The following is an 18957-nucleotide window of genomic DNA, read 5'->3' as shown; positions in this document are numbered from 1 at the left end:
TTGTTATCGCTCCCAACAAACTATGCACCTGCGCGGTCTTGTGGAGCCGGTGTGACGCGAAATACGTTGCCGGACACAACAAAACAACACCTCCCCCACCTCCGAAAGGACCCTGCACATGCGTAAGGGGATCCTCACCATCGCCGCCGTGGGCCTGCTCACGACCGGCGGCTTGACCGCCTGTGGCGACGACTCCGGCGACAAGGCCGCCTCCGCCAAGACCCCCAAGATCGGCGTGATCCTCCCGGACAGCAAGTCCTCGGCCCGCTGGGAGACCGCGGACCGCCGGTTCCTGGAGGAGGCGTTCAAGGCCGCCGGCGTCCAGTACGACATCCAGAACGCCCAGAACGACAAGACCGCCTTCCAGACCATCGCCGACCAGATGATCACCAGCGGTGTGACCGCTCTGATGATCGTCAACCTGGACTCCGGCACCGGCAAGGCAGTGCTCGACAAGGCCAAGTCGCAGGGCGTCGCCACCATCGACTACGACCGGCTCACCCTCGGCGGCTCCGCCCAGTACTACGTCAGCTTCGACAACGAGACCGTCGGCAAGCTCCAGGGCGAGGGTCTGTCGAAGTGCCTGACCGAGAAGGGCGCCAAGAACCCCGTCGTGGCGTACCTGAACGGCTCCCCCACCGACAACAACGCCACCCTGTTCAAGGCTGGCTACGACTCGGTGCTCAAGCCGAAGTTCGACTCCAAGGAATACGTCAAGGGCCCTGAGGACGCGGTGCCGGCGTGGGACAACGCGCAGGCCGCGACGATCTTCGAGCAGCAGCTCACCACGGCCAACGGCAAGATCGACGGCGTGCTGGCCGCCAACGACGGTCTCGGCAACGCGGCCATCTCGATCCTGAAGAAGAACAAGCTCAACGGCAAGGTGCCGGTGACCGGGCAGGACGCCAGCACCGAGGGCCTGCAGAACATCCTCGCCGGTGACCAGTGCATGACCGTCTACAAGGCGGTCCGGGAAGAGGCCAAGGCCGCCTCCGACCTGGCCATCGCCCTCGCCAAGGGTGAGAAGAAGGACACCGGCCAGACGGTCAAGGACGGTGACCGGGACGTGCCCTCGGTGCTGCTCACCCCGAAGGCCATCTACAAGGAGAGCGTCAAGGACGTCATCGCCGACGGCTACGTGACCAAGGAAGAGGTCTGCACCGCGGCGTACACCAAGTTCTGCGCCGAAGCCGGCATCAGCTGACCGACGCCGCAGTACCCGCCGGAACGACCATCGCCGCCCGGCACGGGAGCACCCCTCCCGTGCCGGGCGGCGCCCGCCGGACGGGCCCCGACCCTCCCTTAAGAAGGAGACCCCCGTGTCCGCGACCCCCCTGCTGGAACTCCGCGGGATCGACAAGAGCTTCGGTCCCGTCCAGGTGCTCCGCGACGTCGCCCTGACCGTCCACCCGGGTGAAGTGACCGCATTGGTCGGCGACAACGGCGCCGGCAAGTCGACCCTGGTGAAGTGCATCAGCGGCATCCACCCCACCGACGCCGGAGAGTTCCTGTTCAACGGTGAACCGGTGCACATCGGCAGCCCCCGCGACGCTGCCACGCTCGGCATCGAGGTCGTCTACCAGGACCTCGCGCTGTGCGACAACCTGGACATCGTGCAGAACATGTTCCTCGGCCGGGAGAAGCGCAGCGGCATCGTCCTCGACGAGCCGACCATGGAACAGCTCGCCGCCGAAACCCTGGCGGGGCTCTCCATCCGCACCGTCACCTCACTCCGGCAGCACGTGTCCAGCCTCTCCGGCGGTCAACGACAGACCGTTGCCATCGCCAAGGCGGTGCTCTGGAACAGCAAGCTCGTCATCCTGGACGAGCCGACCGCGGCGCTCGGCGTGGCACAGACCGCCCAGGTGCTCGAACTGGTCCGACGCCTCGCCGACAACGGCCTGGCCGTGGTGCTCATCTCGCACAACATGAACGACGTCTTCGCCGTCTCCGACCGGATCGCCGCGCTGTACCTCGGTCAGATGGTCGCCCAGGTGAAGACCACCGACATCACCCACGCCCAGGTGGTCGAGCTGATCACCGCCGGGCGCTCGGGCGGGCTCGGCCTCGCCACCGACCCGGGCAGCAACGGCGACGGCCCGCAGGCGGCCGACTCGATCTCAGGAGGCGCCCGATGACCACCACCGCCGTGCGGAAGGACGGCCCCGCCGCCGTCACACCGACGCCGACCATCGGAGGCCACTTCCGCAACTACCTGAGCCGGGTACGCGGTGGCGACGTCGGCGCGCTACCAGCCGTCCTCGGCCTGATCGTGCTCTGCACGGTCTTCGCGATCATGCGGCCGTCGTCGTTCCTGTCGGCCGGCAACTTCGCCAACCTCTTCACCCAGGGCGCGGCGGTAACGCTGATCGCGATGGGCCTGGTCTTCGTGCTGCTGCTCGGCGAGATCGACCTCTCCGCCGGCTTCGCCAGCGGCGTCTGCGCTGCGGTGCTGGCCAATGTGGTCACCGTGCTCGGCTACCCCTGGTGGGTCGCCGTGCTCGCCGCCGTCGCCACCGGTGTGGTCATCGGCACCACGCTCGGCATGCTCGTGGCGAAGATCGGCATTCCGTCCTTCGTGGTCACCCTCGCCGGCTTCCTCGCCTTCCAGGGCGTCGTGCTGCTGCTCGTCAAAGAGGGCACCAACATCTCCGTCCGCGACGACGTGCTGGTCGCCATCGCCAACCGCAACCTCGCCCCCACGCTGGGCTGGGGGCTGACCGTCCTCGCGGTCATCGGCTACGCGGCGGTGCAACTGCTGCGCCACCGCACCCGGGTGGCCCGCGGCCTGATCACCGACCCGCTCGCGGTGGTGGCGCTGCGGATCGGCGGGCTCGCCGTCATCCTCGGCACCGCGGTGTACGTGCTCAACCTGGAGCGCAGCCGCAACGTCCTGATCAGCTCACTCAAGGGCGTACCGATCGTGGTGCCGATCATCGCGGTGCTGCTGATCATCTGGACCTTCGTGCTCCAACGCACCAGCTACGGCCGGCACATCTACGCCGTGGGCGGCAACCGCGAAGCTGCCCGCCGGGCCGGCATCGGCGTCGACCGGATCCGGGTCTCGGTCTTCGTGATCTGCTCCTCGATGGCCGCCATCGGTGGCATCGTGGCGGCCAGCCGGGCCAACTCGGTCGACCCGAACACCGGGGGCAGTAACGTACTGCTCTACGCGGTCGGCGCAGCGGTGATCGGTGGCACCAGCCTCTTCGGTGGCAAGGGCCGCGTCCTCGACGCCGTACTCGGCGGCGCGGTGGTCGCGGTCATCGAAAACGGAATGGGCCTGATGGGGTACGACGCGGGAGTCAAGTACGTGGTCACGGGCGTCGTACTGCTGCTCGCCGCCAGCGTCGACGCGCTCTCCCGCCGCCGCGCGGCAGCCACCGGCACCCGCTGACCGCGCGGGAGGTAGCACCAGCATGCGCCCAGGACCGAGCCAGGATGACGTCCGACGGCAGAACCTCGGGGCCCTGCTGCGGCACGTGCACGTCAACGGGGCGACCACGCGTGCCGAGCTGACCACCACGCTGGGCCTCAACCGCAGCACCATCGGCGCGCTCACCGCCGACCTGTCCGCGGTGGGGCTGGTCAGCGAAGGCGCTCCGAAGGAAACCGGCCGGGCCGGACGACCGTCACTGGTCGTCCGGCCCGAGTCGACCCGGGTCTACGCGTACGCGTACTCGGTGGAGGTGGACCGGCTGCGCGCCGCCCGGATCGGGTTGGGTGGCGCGGTCCTGGACCGCCGGGATCTGGACCGGCCGCGCGGGCTGCTGGCCGCGGAGGCCGCGCCGCTGCTGGCCGGCGCGGTCAAGGAGATGCAGCAACTGGTGCCGGCGGACGCGATCTGCGTCGGCGCCGGCGTCGCGGTCTGCGGCATGGTTCGCCGGGACGACGGCCTGGTCCGACTCGGCCCCACCACCGGTTGGGTGGACGAGCCGATCGGCGCTGCCCTCGCCGACGAGTTGGGCATCGACGTACCGGTCACAGTGGGCAACGTGGCCGACGTCGCCGCGTTCGCCGAGCACGCACGAGGTGTGGCTGCGGGCTGTGACAACGTTCTCTACCTGTACGGCGACGTCGGCGTGGGTGCCGGCATCATCGCCGGTGGGCGCCGGCTGACCGGGCACGGCGGGTACGGCGGCGAGGTCGGCCACATGAAGGTGGTCCGCGACGGCAAACCCTGTGAGTGCGGGTCCCGAGGCTGCTGGGAGACCGAGATCGGCGAGCACGGCCTGTTGCGTGCCGCCGGACGCTCCGACGCCCGGGGCCGCGACGCGCTGTTGGAGGTCTTCGACGCGGCCGACCGCGGGGACGCCCGGGCCCAGACGGCGGTCCGCCAGGCCGGCGACTGGCTCGGCTTCGGGGTGGCCAACCTGGTGAACGTCTTCAACCCCGAGATGGTCATCTTCGGCGGCACCATGCGTGACCTCTACCTCGCGGCGGCGGCGCAGATCCGCAGCCGGCTCAACTCCAACGCGCTCGGCGCCTGCCTGGAGCACGTCCGGCTGCGTACGCCGAAACTGGGTACGGACGCGCCCCTGATCGGCGCCGCCGAGCTGGCCTTCGAACGGCTCCTCGCCGACCCCCTCGACGTGGGCTGATCCGTACGCTGTCCGGCGTGGATCTGGAGTTGCTCGCTGTCACCCGCGGATCCGGGTCGCTCAGCGATGAACTGATCGCGCGATCAGCCCGTACCAGTGGGCGGACGGGCAACCGGCAAGGCGCGGCTGCCCGGTCCAGACGCGTTCGGTCCGGACCGAGGAGGCACCACAGACATGGCACCGCTCAGATCCGCCCATCGCCGACTGGGCACCCGGACCCACCGAGCGGCGATGCTGCTCATCGCGATCATCGCGGGGGTCGGTGTCCTGCCCGGCGCGGCCATCGCCGCCCCCGCCGGCGGGCGACAGCTCAACGCCGCCGACATGACACTGCTCAACGGGGTGCGGTTGGCCGGGCTGTGGGAGATGCCGGCCGGCCAGATGGCCGCCGAGAAGGGACAGTCGGCGAAGGTACGGGAGATCGGCGCCGGCATCGCCGGCGAGCACCAGAAGCTCGATGAACTCGTGGTCGAGGCGGCCAACAAGCTGGGCGCGACCATCCCGAGCGAGCCGACGGCCCAACAAAAGGGCTGGCTGACGGAGATGAAGGACGCCTCCGGCGCCCGGTTCGACCAGATCTTCGTGACCCGCCTCCGGGTCGCCCACGGCAGCATTCTCCCGGTGATCAGCGCAGTACGGGCCAGCACCCGGGACGCCACCGTCCGCAAGCTCTGCGAGGACGCCACCGGCTTCGTCACGCACCACATGCAGATGCTGGAGTCCACCGGACTGGTTCGGTGGCCGGAGCTGCCGCCGGCCGCGCTGCCCGCCCCGGGTGAGGACGGACTCCTGGCCGCCGCCTCGGCCAACTCCGGCCCGCAGGTCGGAGTCAGCAGCACCGTCGTCTGGTTGGTCTTCCTCGCCGCGCTGGGCACCGGCGGAATCGCCACCTACCGGATGTTGCGCCGCAGCTGACCAGTCAGCCAGCTGCCTGGATGGATGGTGGCTCGCGTTACCGGTCCACCTGGGTGAAGTCCCAGGAGTGCGGGGCGCGGGCCACCAGCAGGGCTGGCGGGTCCGGTAGCGGGCGGGGGCTGCTGCGCCACTTGGAGATCACCACCACGCGGTGGTCGGTGGAGGAGAAGACCTCGCTGGAGACGTGGAGCGGGTCGTGCTCCAACTCGGGCAGGGCGGTGTCGCACACCCAGGTGATCAGGTCGGCGACTCCGTACGCCTCGGCGCGCGCCTCCCACATCCGCACGATCATGTCCGCCGCCCCCGTCACACGCTGACCGTGGTCAACGGCAGCGCCGAATCGGCCGGCAGGTCCAGTCGGCTCGGAGCGACCCCGGCGGCGACCAGGTGCGAACCGAGCGCGGCCACCATCGCGCCGTTGTCGGTGCACAGCTTCGGCCGGGGTACCCGAACCCGGATGCCGTACTTCTCGGCTCGCTGCTCGGCCATCGCCCGCAGCCGGGAGTTCGCCGCCACTCCCCCGCCGATGACCAGGGTCTCGATGCCCTGCGCCCGGCAGGCGGCGAGCGCCTTGCTGGTCAGGACGTCACAGACCGCCTCCTGGAAGGACGCGGCCACGTCGGCCACCGGAACCGGCTCACCGGCACGCTGGCGGGCCTCGACCCACCGGGCCACAGCCGTCTTCAGGCCCGAGAACGAGAAGTCGTACCGGTGGGCGGCGAGATCCTTCGCGGCGGTCAGACCGCGGGGGAAGGCGATCGAGGCGGCATCGCCGGCCCGGGCCTCCCTGTCGATGGGCGGACCTCCCGGGAACGGCAACCCGAGCAGCCGGGCGACCTTGTCGAACGCTTCCCCGGCCGCGTCGTCGATGGTGGCGCCGAGCGGGGTGACACCCCGGGCCAGGTCGTCCACGAGCAGGAGGGACGAGTGGCCGCCGGACACCAGGAGCGCGATGGCGGGTTCGGGCAGTGGGCCGTGCTCAAGGGTGTCCACCGCGACGTGGGCGGCGAGGTGGTTGACGCCGTAGATGGGCTTCTCGGCGGCGACCGCGTACCCCTTGGCGGCAGCGACGCCAACCAGCAACGCACCGGCCAGCCCTGGCCCCGAGGTGACAGCGATCGCGTCGATGTCGGCCAGCGTGACGCCCGCCTCGGTCAGGGCCCGGTCCATGGTCGGCACGATGGCCTCCAGGTGCGCCCGGCTGGCCACCTCCGGTACCACACCCCCGAACCGGGCGTGTTCCTCGACGCTGGAGGCGAGCGCGTCGGCCAGCAGGGTGTGCCCCCGCACGATGCCGACACCGGTCTCGTCGCAGGAGGTCTCGATACCCAGGATCAGTGGTTCGTCAGCCATTGTCGTGTGGTCCGTTCCCGGTCGGCTCGGCGTCGCGCCGCATGACCAGCGCGTCTGTGTTGCTCGGTTGGTAGTAGCCGCGCCGCACCCCGATCGGCTCGAAACCGTACGTCGCGTAGAGCCGCTGAGCTGCAGCATTGTCCACGGCGACCTCCAGCAGGGTGCTGCTGGCGTCGCGCCGGACCGCCTCGGCGAGCAACTCCTCCAGCAGGGCACGGCCTACGCCGCGCCGCTGGGCGTCCCGGCGGACGGCGATGTTCTGTACCCACACCTCGTCCGGCGGAACGCCGGCGAGCCCGGCGTAGCCGAGCACTGAACCGTCCGCGTCGACGGCGACCCGGTAGTGGTGCCCGTTGGCGAGCTCGCTCCAGAACATGGCGGGCGACCACTTCTCAGCGCCGAAGAGGTCCGCCTCGATCGGCAGCACGTCGTCGATGTGCCACCAGCGGAACGGTTCGAGCCGTACCGCGGTCATGGCAGGACCGGTTTGCGGCCGGTCGCCGCCACCGCGTCGGGGCGTCGCAGGTAGAGCGGAGTGAGCCGCTCACTGGACGCCCCCGCCCGGATCCGCTCGGCGGCGAGCAACGCCAGCACTGTCGCGTCCGGATAGCGCGGCTCGACCCGGACGGGCAGGTCCAGGACGTCTGCGTACCGGTGCGCCCCGTCACCGACCGCGATCGTCGCGCCCAGTTCGCGGGCCCGCGCGGCGGCGACCGCCGGCGCGGACACCTCGGGCCCGACGATCCGCTCGCCGGCGCCGTCGTAGACGGCCCAGTAGAGCTCCTTGCGCCGGGCGTCGCTGGCGGCCAGGACCGGCGTGCCGGACGCCGCCGGGTAACCGATGGCGTCCAGCGAACAGACACCGTACGTGGGGATCCCCAGCACCTGACCCATTGTCGCGGCGGTGACCAGGCCGACCCGTAGCCCGGTGAACGGACCCGGGCCGAGCCCGGCGACGATGGCCGCCAGGTCACGCGGGCGCGCGTCAGCGTCGGCGAGGACCGCATCCACCTGGGGCGCGAGCAGCTCACCGTGCGCGCGAGCATCGACCGTGCACCGGTGCGCCCGCGACGCCACGCCGTCTGCCGAGATCTCCACCAGCGCCGCGGTGACCGCGGGGGTCGAGCTGTCCACCACGAGTACGAGCACGGTAAGCCAGCCTAGCCGCCCCGCCCAGCCCTCCCGGTCACGCCCCGCCACCCCCCTTCGCCCCTCGCCCCGACCTCGCCCGCCCCACCCCCTCTCGCCCGGACCTTGTACCGACCTTGCCCCCGGCCACCCGCGTTCTCCCTTCGTCTCACGTCGCCCCACACCGCCCCACTCCGCCTCACCCCGCCCCGCCTCGCGCCGCCCCTGCCACCCCGCCGCGGACCGCCCCGCCGCGGACCGCCCCGCCGCGGACCGCCCCGCCGCCGTTGGACGCCGGCCCAACGGCTAGCCAGGGACGAGCGCTGGAACCACACCCGCTAATCAGCCTGATGTCTGTGAGTCATCGTGATGACTCACAGACATCACGCTCATCGAAGTGAGGCCCGCCAGGTCATGCGCTCGGCGTATCAGGGCGCGCGGATCGCGCCGCAAGCCGCCGACCTGCCGCAGCGGGATCGCGGGCATCTCACCCGTGGTCCACGATGCCGGGATGTCATCGACTCGCCTTGTCGCCCTGCTTGGTGCTGCCGCGCGGCAGCAACGACAGCTGCGCGACCTGAGCCAACGTCAGTTGGCCGCGTTGGCCGAGGTCGACCAGGCCGCGGTGGCCCGGTTCGAACGTGGTGAGCGAGCGCCGACCATCCCGGTGCTGGAACGGCTGTTTGCCGCGATGGACGTGCAGTTGGTCGTCGGAGTCGAGCCGTTGGACGCGCACCTCGACGCCCAGATCGACGGCTTGGCCGCCCGGCCGATCGCCGAACGGATCGACGGGTTGGGGCTGGATCGGCTGCTGGACCGGCTCACCGACTTCCCACAGGTGATCACCGGTTGCACAGCGGCGTTGCTACAGGGCGCGCCGGTGCCGGTCGACGCGCTGGAGATCGCCCTGCGTTGGCAGGACTCCAAACCGTTCACCCGCTGGCTGGAGACGAACTACGGGCAGCGGTGGAACGACCGCTGGGGTGAGTTCGGCGGGGTGTGGTTGGAGCCCGAGGAGCCGGGCGAACACCGGTGGTCGACCCGGTACGGGGAGATCAGGGCCACGATGTGCGACGAGCTGCCCGAGACGATCGAGGTGCGCCACGGCGAAAGGATCTACCAGGTGGTGCCGCTCGTCGAGCTGGAACTCAGCGAGCCGCGCGCCGCGGGACTGTTACGCCGCTACCGCAACCGGCAGTTGGCCAGCGACAGCTGAGTCAACTGCCGGCCCGGCGGTGCAACGTCGACGAGCGGCTCAGCCGGCGGTGCGCTCCCAATCGATGGTGGGCAGGCCGGCGTCGGCGAGTGCCTTGTTGGCGGCGCTGAACGGGCGGCTGCCGAGGAAGCCGCGCGGGTTCATCGGGCTGGGGTGACCCGCCTCCAGCACCACGTGCTGCGGGTTGGTGACCAGCGCGGCCTTCTTGCGGGCGTAGCCGCCCCAGAGCAGGAAGACCACCCGGTCCGGTGCCGCGTCCAGTGCCCGGATCGTCGCGTCGGTGAACTCTTCCCAGCCGGCGTTGGCGTGCGAGCCCGGGGTGGCCTGTCGGACGGTCAGCACCGCGTTGAGCAGCAGAACCCCCTGGGCGGCCCACCCGTCGAGGTTGCCGCTGCGCGGCTTGGGGACGCCCACGTCCTCGCCCAGCTCCTTGAAGACGTTGCGCAACGACGGCGGCACCGTCACACCGTCGCGGACGCTGAAGCTCAACCCGTGAGCCTGCCCGGCCCGGTGGTAGGGATCCTGCCCGAGGATGAGCACCCGGGTGCCCTGCGGCGGGCACAGCCGGTATGCCGAGAACAGATCCTCCTGCGGCGGAAAGACCGTCTGCGTCGCGTATTCCCGGGCGACGAACTCGCCAAGCGCGGCGGTGCGTGCCGGGTCGAGGTGCGGGGTGAGCACTGTGCGCCACTGCTCCGGCAGCAGGGCCAGCAGATCCAGGGCGGGGGCGTCGTCGGGCATCGGGAACCTCTCACAGCGTGGGTCGGTCCCCCGCACTCTAGGCATCGGGTACGACAGCCACCGACCTAGCCCAGGTCGGCGAGCCGCCGGGCCCAGTCACCGCCGATCGGGTCCAGCTCGACGACGCGGGTGTCGTCGTCGCGGCGGTCGATGCGAACCCGTAGGTGCGCGTCCACCAACTGCTCCACCAGGCCCTCGCCCCACTCCACCACTGTCACCGAGTCGTCCACCGAGGCGTCGAGGTCCAGGTCGTCGATCTCGGCGCGCGGGTCGGTGGCGTCACCCAACCGGTACGCGTCGGCGTGCACGAGCGCCACCCGGCCGCCCCGGGCCGGATCGGGGCGGTGCACCCGGGCGATCACGAAGGTCGGCGAGGTGATGTCCCCGAGGACACCGAGCCCGGCCCCGACGCCCTGGGTGAGCGCGGTCTTGCCGGCACCCAACGGGCCGGTCAACAGCACCAGGTCGCCGGCGCGCAGCAGCCCGGCCAGCCGCCGGCCGAAGTCCCGAGTGTCTTCGACGGTCGGCAGCTTGACGACGTGACTCACCGTTCCTCCACGCTCTGCAATGACTCCAGGAACCGCGCCAGGGCGGCGTTGACCTCGTCCGCGTGCTCCAACATCACCACGTGACCGCTGTCCTTGATCTTCACGAACTCGGCGTGCGGCAACCGGCGGACGATCTCCTCGGAGTGGGTCACCGGCGTGATCATGTCCTTGTCGCCGACCACCACGAGCACCGGAGTCGCCGCCAGCGCCGCCAGCGCCGGGAAGCGCGAGTGGGTGGCCAGGGTCCGCAGGTAGCGGGTCACCGTGTCGGCCGACGTCCGGGAGTTCATCGTCTCCACGTAGGACACCAGCGACGGGCTGGGCTTGCGGGTGCCGAAGCCGTACTTGCGGGTCAGTAACCAGGCCACGTTCGACGTCGACTTGCGGGCCTTGTCGATCACCGGCCCGCCGTACCGGGTGGCGTTGCTGACCATGTAGAGCATCGGACCGCCGACCCGGCCGAGCAGCGCGGGCGCGACCAGCTTGGTCTCCGCGATGAGCCCGCCCGACGTGGCCATCAGAACGGTGCCCACCACCCGGTCACCGAACAGCTCTCCGAACAACTCGGCGAACGCCATGATCGTCATGCCGCCCATCGAGTGGCCGACCAGCACCAGCGGCCCGTCCGGGGCGGTTCGGTCGATCACCTGACGCAGCGTTCGGCCGAGCACGGCGAGGTCGTACTCCCCGGTCTCCAGCCGGCCGGACCGGCCGTGACCGGGCTGGTCGTACGCCACGATCCGGTAGTCACCGCGGGCGGCGAGCATCTGGCGCTGGAAGTGGAACGTCCCCATGTCCAGGCAGAAACCGTGCACCAGCACCACAGTCGGGTGCCCCGGCACCGGCCGGGTGGGCTCGACCACCTCGACGTGGATGTCGGTGCCGTCCGGCAGCTCCAGGCGGAACGCCTCGTCGTACCGCTGCTTGTCGAACGTCTCGTGCGCGTAGCGGTCGGCCGGATCGGCCTTGAGCCGACGGACCAGGGTCCGCTCGGTCGCGACGCCAGCCGCCAGACCTGCCGCGGCCACCCCGACCGCCGCGCCGACGATCCCCGCTACCCGGCCCGCAGCCGTCCGCGGACGCGGAATGCGATTACTCATGGCTTCTCGCCGTCGTAGACCCGGGGCACCCGCGTGCCGCCGAACCGCGTCACGATCTCGTAGTTGATCGTGCCGACCGCCTCGGCCCAGTCGTCCGCCGTCGGTTCGCCGTCGACGCCGCTGCCGAAGAGCGTCGCCACGTCGCCGTCGGCCACCGGGTCGTCCCCGCAGTCGAGCACGAACTGGTCCATGCAGACCCGGCCCGATATCGTCCGGCGTACGCCGCCGAGCTGGACCGGGCCGGTGTTGGACGCGTGTCGGGGAACCCCGTCGGCGTACCCGAGCGGCACCACGGCCAGGTTCGCGTCGGCCTGCGTGGTGTAGGCGTGCCCGTAGGAGATACCGGTGCCGGCGGGCACCCGCTTGGTGAGCATCACCCGGGCGCGGGCGGTCATCGCCGGCCGCAACCCGTACGTCTCGCCGGCCACCGGTGACAGGCCGTAGATGGCCAGGCCGGGCCGGACCAGGTCGAAGTGGGTGTCCGGGCGGGTGAGGGTGGCGGCCGAGTTGGCGAGGTGCCGCCAGCGCGGTCGCAGCCCGGCCCGCTCGACCATGGCCAGCGCTTCGTGGAAGACGGCCAGTTGGCGGTCGGTGGTGGGGTGGCCGGGCGAGTCCGCGTACACGAAGTGGCTCCACACGCCGACCACCTCGACCAGGCCGTCTGCCTGCGCCTTCGCCGCGGCGTCCAGCAGCGCGGGCCAGTCGGCGACTGTCGCACCGCCCCGGGACAGCCCCGTATCGATCTTGAGGTGCAGGCGGGCGGGACGCCCGGCGAGGCGACTCGCCTCGATCATCTCGTCCAGTTGCGTCAGGCTGGCCGCGCCCAGGTCCACCCCGGCACTGACCCCCTCGTGCAGCGGCAACCCGGGGGCGAGCAGCCAGGCCAGCACCGGCACTGTCACCCCGGCCCGCCGCAGGGTGAGGGCCTCGTCGAGGGTGCAGACACCGAGCCAGTCAGCGCCGGCGTCGAGCGCCGCGCGGGCGGCCGGAAGCATGCCGTGGCCGTACCCGTCGGCCTTGACCACTGCCATTAGCTCGGCGGTGGTGCCGGATCGGAGCCTGCTCACGTTCTCGCGGATGGCGTCAAGATCGACGCGTACCTCGGCCTGCCACATGCACCCAGCCTACTTTCCGCCGTGATCACCGCGGGCGGCGACGCACGTCCCGAGGCGGCGATCCGGTCAGCGCGCCCGGAACCGCCCCGTTCAGCCCAGCCGGGCCAGCACCGGACGCAGCGCGGTCGCCACGTCGGGCGCGGTCACCGGACCACCCCGGGCCGCCTCCCGCCCGGCGAGCCCATGCAGGTACGCGGCCGAGGCGGCGGCCCGATCGGCGGGTACCCCGGCCGCCAGCAGCGAGCCGAGCAGCCCGGCCAACACGTCGCCGGTGCCGCCGGTGGCCAGCGCCGGGGTGCCGGTCGGGTTGACGTACGCCCGACCGTCCGGCGTGCCGATCACCGTGCGATCGCCCTTGAGCAGCACCACCGCGTTCATCCAGGCGGCCAGCCGCAGCGCGGCGCCGACCCGGTCGGCGCCCGGCTCCTCCCCGCAGAGACGGGTGAACTCGCGGTCGTGCGGGGTGACCACGATGGGCGCGTCCCGACCCCGCAGCCGGTCGGCGAGCGAGCCGTCCACCAGCAGGGTCAGAGCGTCGGCGTCGAGCACCACCGGCACCGGGGCGGCCAGTACGGCGCGCAGCTCGGCCGCCGCGTCGGTGCCGGTGCCCAACCCGGAGCCGCAGACCCAGGCCTGCACCCGGCCCGCGTCGGCGACCCGCCCGCTGGCGATCACCGAAGGGTGCTGGTGCAGCACCTCGGCTCGGGCGCTGCCGGCGTAGCGGACCAGGCCGGTAGGCCCGGCCAGGGCGCCGCCCACGGAGAGCACCGCCGCACCGGGGTAGGTCGCCGAACCGGTCGACACCCCCACCACGCCCCGGGTGTACTTCTCCGACGCCGCGCCCAGCTGAGGCCACCAGTCGACCAGGTCGGACCATTCGGTGACCCGCAGCGCCGGGGTGCCGCGCAGCCACGGCCGCAGCCCGATGTCGACCAGCTCGACCTGCCCGGCCAGCGCGGCGGCCGGGCCGACCACCAGGGCGGGCTTCAGCGCGCCGAAGGCCACCGTCACGTCGGCGCGGACCGCTGTGGGCCGGCCGGACGCGGACAGCGGCACGTGGCCGGTGTCGACCGCGACCCCGCTGGGCACGTCGACCGCCAGCACCGTGGCCCGTCCCCCGTCGCGTCCGCGCAGCTCGCCGAGGCGCTGGACCACCTCGTCCGCGTTCGCCCGTAGCCCACCGGTGCCACCGATGCCGACGATGCCGTCGAGGACCAGGTCGACCGGGCCGGCCGGGGCCTGGACCAGCCGGCCGCCAGCGGCTCGCAACGCGGCCAGGCCGGCGGCGTGCGCCCGCCCGGGGGTGAGCAGCAGGGCGGACACGTGGACACCTCGCCGGGCCAACCGCTCCCCCGCGTACAGCGCGTCGCCGCCGTTGTCACCGGAGCCGACCAGCAGCAGCACCCGGCCTCCGTAGACTCCGCCCCGCTCGGCGAGCAGGAGCGCGGCCCGGCGGGCCAGGCCGGCGGCGGCCCGCTGCATCAGCGTCCCCTCCGGCAGCGTGCCCATCAACCCCGCCTCGGCCGCCCGTACGTCGGCCACCCGCCACACCGCTCTCATGCCACCGTGTCCCATTCAGTTAGCGGGCGGACCTGACCGGCCCTCCCGGCCGACGTCATCGTTCCGCGACCACCATCGCCGACGCGATCCCGCCGTCGTGCGACAACGAGAGATGCCAGTGGTTGACCCCGCGCGCGTCGGCCACCGCCGCGACAGTGCCGGAGACGGCCAGCCAGGGGCGGCCAGCCGGGTCGGGCACGATCTCGCAGTCGTGCCAGTTGAGGCCGGCCGGGGCGCCGAGCGCCTTGGCCACCGCCTCCTTGGCGGCGAACCGGGCGGCGAGCGACTCGGGCGAGCGCGGGCTGCCGGAGCGGGTGTGCCGCTCGGCCTCGGTGAAGAGCCGGTCGGCGAGCAGCGGCGTCCGTGCCAGGGCCCGGGCGAACCGGTCGACCAGGACCACGTCGATGCCGACAGCGACGATCACCACACCACCCTACCGGCGGTCGAGGCCGCAGATTAGCCGTCGGGCTCGCGCTGGGCAACGCCTGTGGACACCCCGGGGTACGCCTCGACGTCGGCTGTCCACAGGGCACCGCGCGGGCTCCGGCACGTGCCTAGCGTGAGCGCGTCGATGCCGATCGTCCACGGGGGTGTGGTCATGACCGACGAGCCGTTCGCCGTTCAGCCGGAGGAGTTGCGGGCGGTCGCCGGCCTGCTCGACGACGAGGCGCACCGGTTGGCGTTGGGCCTCGCGGGGTTGCCCGGCCTGGTGGTGGCGGCGCCCGAATGGCGAGCCGGCGCGGCACTGGCCGGGTTGGAGGCGGCCGTGCACGCCTGGTTCTGCCGGCTGGGTGACCGGGTCGCGGCGACCTCCGGCGGCGTCCGGGCGTCGGCCGACGCGTACGAGACGGTGGACGACCGGGCCGCCGGCCGGTTCGCCTCCCTACCTCGGTGAGCAGCGTCGGTTACCGACAGCTGTGGGCTGTCGATCCTGGTGCGTGGAGGGCCGCCGGGGTGGCGTGGGCGGGGTTGGCGAGGCCACTCGATCGGCGCCTCGGCGAGCTGCGGGCGGCCACCGGGCGGTTGCGGGACGGTTGGTCGGGGACGGCAGCCACGGCGGCGGACACTCGCCTCAACGGCCTGCGTGACGCGCTGGCCTCGGTCGCACCAGCGCTGATCGAGGTCGACCAGGTGCTGGCGGAGTTGTCCGGTGGGCTGGCGGTGGCGAAGGCGCGGCTCTCCCAGGCGGTCGCCCAGGCCGATGCGGCGGGCCTGCTGGTGGACCGCTCGGGTGCGGTGCGGGTCGATCCGGCCCGGTATCGACCTACCGAGCGGGCCGGGGTCGCCGCGGCTGGAGTGGCCGCGGCCCTGCGGGCCGCGCTCGACGGGGCAGCCGCTGCGGACCGGGTCGCCGCGGACCGGTTGGATGAGCTGGCCAGGGCCGCCGGCACCGGTTGGGCGTCCCCGCCCCCGCCGGGCCGACCGGCCCTCGGTGCCGCGCCCACGCTGGTCGGCGCCTGGTGGGCCGGGTTGACGCCGGCGCAGCGACGGTGGCTGATCGTTCGCGAGCCGGCCCTGGTGGGCCGGTTGGACGGGCTGCCGGTGGCCGCCCGGGACCAGGCCAACCGGTTACGGCTCGACGCCTGGCGTACGGAGTTGCTGGTCGAGCGGCGACGGCTGCTGTCCCAGGTGCCGCCGGGGCCGCTCCAGTTGATCCGGTTGCGCGGGGTGGCCGGGCGGTTGGCCGGTCTGGACGCGCTGGTCGGCCGGCTGACGGCCGGCGAGGCGCCGCGGGCGTACCTGCTCGGGTTGGATCCGGCGGGTGAGGGCCGGGCGGTGGTGGCGCTCGGCGACCCGGACCACGCCGACCGGGTGCTGACCTACGTGCCGGGGATGACGGCCGGCCTGGACGACGCCTCCGGCGAGCTGGGCAGGGCGGCCCGAGTGCTGGAGCGGTGCGCCGCGCTCGCCCCGGATGAGCGCAGCGCGGCGGTGCTCTGGTTGGACTACGACGCTCCGGATCTGCTGACCGAGGCCGCCTCGGCGGGTCAGGCCCGGGACGCCGGCCCGGCGTTGCACCGCTTCCAGGAGGGGCTGCGTGTCAGCCACGACGGGCCGCCGGCCCGGCAGACGGTGCTCGGGCACAGCTACGGGTCGCTGGTGGTGGGTGTTGCCGCCCGGGAGCACGGCCTGGCCGCCGACGCGCTGGTCTTCGTCGGCTCCCCCGGTGTCGGCGCGTCGCACGCCACCGAGCTGGGTGTGCCGCCCGGCGAGGTCTGGGCGAGCAGCGCCCCCGACGACGTGATCCGGGCGGCCCGGTCACCCGACGAGCTGGGCCGGCGGGCTCTGTTCGGCGCGGCACCACTCGCCGCCGTGCTGGGCTGGCCCGGCCGGACGGGGCACGAGCTGTGGTTCGGTCACGACCCGGCCGATCCCGGCTTCGGCGGGCGGGTGCTCCCCAGCGGCCGCGGCGGGCACACCGGCTACTGGGAGGCGGGAAACCCGGCGCTGGACGGGATGGCCCGTGTCGTGCTGGGCCGGTGACGACGAAACCCCGGCCGCCGCGGGGCGCGGCGACCGGGGTTCCGGAGGTGCGGGGTGCCTACTCGACGGTGACCGACTTGGCCAGGTTGCGGGGCTGGTCCACGTCGTGTCCCCGGGCGGCGGCGATCTCGGCGGCGAGCACCTGCAACGGGACAGTGGTGACGAGCGGAGCCAGCAGGGTGGGCGTACGCGGCACGTAGATCAGGTGGTCGGCGTACCGGACGACCGCCTCGTCACCCTCCTCCGCGATCACGATGGTCCGCGCGCCCCGCGCCCGTACCTCCTGGATGTTGGAGACGACCTTGTCGTGCAGCATGCCCCGGCCCACCGGCGAGGGCACCACGCAGATGACCGGGGTGCCCTTGTCGATCAGGGCGATCGGGCCGTGCTTCAGCTCACCGGCGGCGAAGCCCTCGGCGTGCATGTACGCCAATTCCTTGAGCTTCAGCGCGCCCTCCAGGGCCACCGGGTAGCCGACGTGCCGGCCGATGAACAGCACCGTCGGCTCGGACTTCAGCTCCCGGGCCAGTTCGCGGACGGGCTCGATCCGGTCGAGCAGCTCACGCAGCTTGCCGGGGATCTCCTGCAGCTGCGCGACCACCGCGCCCACCTCGTCGGCGAACTTGATGCCGCGCACCTGGGCCAGGTGCAGGCCGATGAGATAGCAGGCGACGACCTGGGTGAGGAACGCCTTGGTGGAGGCGACGGCGATCTCCGGCCCACCGTGGGTGTAGAGGACAGCGTCGGACTCGCGGGGGATGGTCGAGCCGTTGGTGTTGCAGATCGCCAGCACCCGGGCCTTCTGCTCCTTGGCGTGGCGCAGCGCCATCAGGGTGTCCATGGTCTCGCCGGACTGCGAGATGACCACGATGAGCGTGGACCGGTCGAGCACCGGGTCGCGGTAGCGGAACTCGCTGGCCAGCTCCACCTCGCACGGGATCCGGGTCCAGTGCTCGATGGCGTACTTGGCGACCATGCCGGCGTGGTACGCGGTGCCGCAGGCCACGATGAAGATCTTGTCGACGTCGCGCAGATCCTGGTCGCTGAGGCGGACCTCGTCGAGGGCGATCTCACCGCTCTCGGTGAGCCGGCCCAGCAGCGTGTCGGCGATGGCCTGCGGCTGCTCCTCGATCTCCTTGAGCATGAACCAGTCGTAGCCGCCCTTCTCCGCGGCCGAGGAGTCCCAGTCGATGTGGAAGTCCTGGCCGGCGGCGGGCTGGCCCTCGAAGTCGGTGATCTCGATGCTGTCACCGGTGATCAGCACGATCTGGTCCTGGCCCAGCTCGACCGCTTCCCGGGTGTGCTCGATGAACGCGGCCACGTCGCTGGCCAGGTAGTTTTCCCCGTCGCCCCGGCCGACCACCAGCGGCGAGTTGCGCCGGGCGCCGACGACCGCACCGGGCACGGAGGCGTCCACGGCGAGCAGTGTGAACGCGCCCTCCAGTCGCTGGCAGACCACGCGCATGCCGGCGGCGAGCAGTTGCGGGCTGTCCGGCTGGCCGGCGGCGCGCAGGTCGGCCAGCGCGGCGGCGAGCAGGTGCGCGGCGCACTCGGTGTCGGTGTCGCTGGTGAACTGGACGCCGTCGGCCTCCAGCTCGGCGCGGAGCTTGGCGAAGTTCTCGATGATGCCGTTGTGGATCACCGCGACCCGCCCGTCGGGGGCGACGTGTGGGTGGGCGTTGCGGTCGGTCGGGCCGCCGTGGGTGGCCCACCGGGTGTGCCCGATGCCGGTGGTGCCGTCACCGATGCCGATCGGGCTGGCCGCGCAGGAGGTCGGGTCGTCGGCGGCCCGCTCGGACAGCACCTTCTCCAGGTTGGCCAGCTTGCCGGCCTTCTTCTCGGTCAGCAGCTGATCGTCACAGACGATCGCGACGCCTGCCGAGTCGTAGCCACGGTATTCCAGCCGCCGCAGCCCGTCGAGGACGATGCCGAGTGCGGGGCGCGCGCCCGCGTATCCCACGATTCCACACATGGCCCGCAGCCTAACCCAGTTTCACTCACGTTGGGTGCTCGAAAGTCGGGTTATCAATCACGTAATCTGAGCGATCAGTGCCTACGCGGCCGCAACGGGACGAGCGTCACAGGCCCCTCGCGCCCCGCTCCGCAGGGCGGGGTTGCGACACGCCTGCGGGTGCGGAAGTCTCTCGGCGGGTTTGGCGCTCCCGTCCACGGCCCGTTCGTCCCATACCCACTCCC

19 protein-coding genes are annotated in these 18957 nt (G+C 72.2%); 8 read left to right on the top strand and 11 right to left on the bottom strand.

Annotated elements, in window-relative coordinates; genetic code table 11:
• The first annotated feature begins 118 nt into the window (after positions 1-118).
• The 5 genes from AB0B68_RS17955 (at position 119) to AB0B68_RS17935 (ending at position 5516) form a co-directional block, all read left to right on the top strand.
• The gene (locus tag AB0B68_RS17955; RefSeq protein ID WP_357206750.1) at positions 119-1204 is read left to right on the top strand and encodes a substrate-binding domain-containing protein; all 1086 of its coding nucleotides are present in this window, start codon (positions 119-121) and stop codon (positions 1202-1204) included.
• 115 nt (positions 1205-1319) lie between these two features.
• Positions 1320-2138 (top strand): ATP-binding cassette domain-containing protein, encoded by an 819-nt coding sequence (locus AB0B68_RS17950; protein ID WP_357206748.1) that lies wholly within the window; start codon positions 1320-1322, stop codon positions 2136-2138.
• The gene (locus AB0B68_RS17945; protein ID WP_357206746.1) at positions 2135-3397 is read left to right on the top strand and encodes an ABC transporter permease; all 1263 of its coding nucleotides are present in this window, start codon (positions 2135-2137) and stop codon (positions 3395-3397) included. Before AB0B68_RS17950 ends, AB0B68_RS17945 begins: the two co-directional genes overlap by 4 nt.
• A gap of 22 nt (positions 3398-3419) precedes the next feature.
• Complete coding sequence (locus AB0B68_RS17940; protein WP_357206744.1) at positions 3420-4601, top strand: ROK family protein; 1182 nt, start codon at positions 3420-3422, stop codon at positions 4599-4601.
• A gap of 174 nt (positions 4602-4775) precedes the next feature.
• The gene (locus tag AB0B68_RS17935) at positions 4776-5516 is read left to right on the top strand and encodes a DUF4142 domain-containing protein (protein ID WP_357206742.1); all 741 of its coding nucleotides are present in this window, start codon (positions 4776-4778) and stop codon (positions 5514-5516) included.
• A gap of 37 nt (positions 5517-5553) precedes the next feature.
• Here the strand turns inward: AB0B68_RS17935 and AB0B68_RS17930 are convergent, their stop codons facing one another.
• Genes AB0B68_RS17930 through tsaB form a run of 4 tightly spaced genes read right to left on the bottom strand, consistent with a single transcriptional unit; the run spans position 5554 to position 8018 of the window.
• Complete coding sequence (locus AB0B68_RS17930; protein WP_039906914.1) at positions 5554-5808, bottom strand: hypothetical protein; 255 nt, start codon at positions 5806-5808, stop codon at positions 5554-5556.
• 14 nt (positions 5809-5822) lie between these two features.
• Positions 5823-6869 carry a tRNA (adenosine(37)-N6)-threonylcarbamoyltransferase complex transferase subunit TsaD gene (tsaD, locus tag AB0B68_RS17925; RefSeq protein WP_091402289.1) on the bottom strand — a complete coding sequence of 349 codons (1047 nt, stop codon included), beginning with the start codon at positions 6867-6869 and terminating at the stop codon, positions 5823-5825.
• Positions 6862-7344 (bottom strand): ribosomal protein S18-alanine N-acetyltransferase, encoded by a 483-nt coding sequence (gene rimI / locus AB0B68_RS17920; protein WP_357261188.1) that lies wholly within the window; start codon positions 7342-7344, stop codon positions 6862-6864. The genes tsaD and rimI overlap by 8 nt, the downstream gene beginning before the upstream one ends.
• A complete protein-coding gene (gene tsaB, locus AB0B68_RS17915; RefSeq protein ID WP_357206738.1) occupies positions 7341-8018 on the bottom strand; it encodes a tRNA (adenosine(37)-N6)-threonylcarbamoyltransferase complex dimerization subunit type 1 TsaB in 678 nt (225 codons plus the stop codon). The genes rimI and tsaB overlap by 4 nt, the downstream gene beginning before the upstream one ends.
• 490 nt (positions 8019-8508) lie before the next feature.
• Here tsaB and AB0B68_RS17910 point away from each other — a divergent pair, with 490 nt between their 5' ends.
• On the top strand, positions 8509-9213 hold the full coding sequence (locus AB0B68_RS17910) for a helix-turn-helix transcriptional regulator (protein WP_357199118.1): 705 nt from the start codon (positions 8509-8511) through the stop codon (positions 9211-9213).
• A gap of 39 nt (positions 9214-9252) precedes the next feature.
• Here AB0B68_RS17910 and ung read toward each other — a convergent pair whose 3' ends face one another.
• The 6 genes from ung to AB0B68_RS17880 all read right to left on the bottom strand — a co-directional run bounded on the left by ung (position 9253) and on the right by AB0B68_RS17880 (position 14701).
• A complete protein-coding gene (gene ung, locus AB0B68_RS17905) occupies positions 9253-9954 on the bottom strand; it encodes a uracil-DNA glycosylase (RefSeq protein ID WP_357199115.1) in 702 nt (233 codons plus the stop codon).
• Positions 9955-10019: 65 nt separating this feature from the next.
• Positions 10020-10502 (bottom strand): tRNA (adenosine(37)-N6)-threonylcarbamoyltransferase complex ATPase subunit type 1 TsaE, encoded by a 483-nt coding sequence (gene tsaE, locus AB0B68_RS17900; RefSeq protein WP_357261185.1) that lies wholly within the window; start codon positions 10500-10502, stop codon positions 10020-10022.
• A complete protein-coding gene (locus AB0B68_RS17895) occupies positions 10499-11602 on the bottom strand; it encodes an alpha/beta hydrolase (RefSeq protein ID WP_357261182.1) in 1104 nt (367 codons plus the stop codon). The genes tsaE and AB0B68_RS17895 overlap by 4 nt, the downstream gene beginning before the upstream one ends.
• The gene (alr, locus tag AB0B68_RS17890; protein ID WP_355009653.1) at positions 11599-12717 is read right to left on the bottom strand and encodes an alanine racemase; all 1119 of its coding nucleotides are present in this window, start codon (positions 12715-12717) and stop codon (positions 11599-11601) included. Before alr ends, AB0B68_RS17895 begins: the two co-directional genes overlap by 4 nt.
• Positions 12718-12807: 90 nt before the next feature.
• Entirely contained in the window at positions 12808-14277 is a 1470-nt protein-coding gene (locus tag AB0B68_RS17885) for an NAD(P)H-hydrate dehydratase (protein ID WP_357261179.1), read from the bottom strand.
• Between the two features lie 55 nt (positions 14278-14332).
• Entirely contained in the window at positions 14333-14701 is a 369-nt protein-coding gene (locus AB0B68_RS17880; protein ID WP_355009651.1) for a holo-ACP synthase, read from the bottom strand.
• 174 nt (positions 14702-14875) lie between these two features.
• Between AB0B68_RS17880 and AB0B68_RS17875 the strand changes: the two genes are divergently transcribed.
• Positions 14876-15172, top strand: a complete 297-nt coding sequence (locus AB0B68_RS17875; protein ID WP_357199102.1) for a hypothetical protein — start codon at positions 14876-14878, stop codon at positions 15170-15172.
• Positions 15169-16761 carry an alpha/beta hydrolase gene (locus tag AB0B68_RS17870; RefSeq protein ID WP_357261176.1) on the top strand — a complete coding sequence of 531 codons (1593 nt, stop codon included), beginning with the start codon at positions 15169-15171 and terminating at the stop codon, positions 16759-16761. The genes AB0B68_RS17875 and AB0B68_RS17870 overlap by 4 nt, the downstream gene beginning before the upstream one ends.
• A 58-nt stretch (positions 16762-16819) precedes the next feature.
• On the opposite strand, the gene glmS is transcribed toward AB0B68_RS17870, so the two are convergent.
• On the bottom strand, positions 16820-18733 hold the full coding sequence (glmS, locus tag AB0B68_RS17865) for a glutamine--fructose-6-phosphate transaminase (isomerizing) (protein WP_355009648.1): 1914 nt from the start codon (positions 18731-18733) through the stop codon (positions 16820-16822).
• Positions 18734-18957: the final 224 nt, after the last annotated feature.

Origin of the sequence: Micromonospora sp. NPDC049049, assembly GCF_040649115.1 — a bacterium.
GTDB lineage: Bacteria > Actinomycetota > Actinomycetes > Mycobacteriales > Micromonosporaceae > Micromonospora.
Note: the sequence above shows the minus strand (reverse complement) of the source record. Positions and strands in the feature narration are given on the sequence as shown.

Bases quoted from the DNA above. Each gene is read 5' to 3' on its own strand.
- AB0B68_RS17955 (WP_357206750.1), top strand. From the start codon at position 119: ATGCGTAAGGGGATCCTCACCATCGCCGCCGTGGGCCTGCTCACGACC.
- AB0B68_RS17945 (WP_357206746.1), top strand. From the start codon at position 2,135: ATGACCACCACCGCCGTGCGGAAGGACGGCCCCGCCGCCGTCACACCG.
- AB0B68_RS17940 (WP_357206744.1), top strand. From the start codon at position 3,420: ATGCGCCCAGGACCGAGCCAGGATGACGTCCGACGGCAGAACCTCGGG.
- AB0B68_RS17935 (WP_357206742.1), top strand. From the start codon at position 4,776: ATGGCACCGCTCAGATCCGCCCATCGCCGACTGGGCACCCGGACCCAC.
- AB0B68_RS17930 (WP_039906914.1), bottom strand. From the start codon at position 5,808: ATGATCGTGCGGATGTGGGAGGCGCGCGCCGAGGCGTACGGAGTCGCC.
- tsaD (WP_091402289.1), bottom strand. From the start codon at position 6,869: ATGGCTGACGAACCACTGATCCTGGGTATCGAGACCTCCTGCGACGAG.
- rimI (WP_357261188.1), bottom strand. From the start codon at position 7,344: ATGACCGCGGTACGGCTCGAACCGTTCCGCTGGTGGCACATCGACGAC.
- AB0B68_RS17910 (WP_357199118.1), top strand. From the start codon at position 8,509: ATGTCATCGACTCGCCTTGTCGCCCTGCTTGGTGCTGCCGCGCGGCAG.
- ung (WP_357199115.1), bottom strand. From the start codon at position 9,954: ATGCCCGACGACGCCCCCGCCCTGGATCTGCTGGCCCTGCTGCCGGAG.
- AB0B68_RS17895 (WP_357261182.1), bottom strand. From the start codon at position 11,602: ATGAGTAATCGCATTCCGCGTCCGCGGACGGCTGCGGGCCGGGTAGCG.
- alr (WP_355009653.1), bottom strand. From the start codon at position 12,717: ATGTGGCAGGCCGAGGTACGCGTCGATCTTGACGCCATCCGCGAGAAC.
- AB0B68_RS17885 (WP_357261179.1), bottom strand. From the start codon at position 14,277: ATGAGAGCGGTGTGGCGGGTGGCCGACGTACGGGCGGCCGAGGCGGGG.
- AB0B68_RS17875 (WP_357199102.1), top strand. From the start codon at position 14,876: ATGACCGACGAGCCGTTCGCCGTTCAGCCGGAGGAGTTGCGGGCGGTC.
- glmS (WP_355009648.1), bottom strand. From the start codon at position 18,733: ATGTGTGGAATCGTGGGATACGCGGGCGCGCGCCCCGCACTCGGCATC.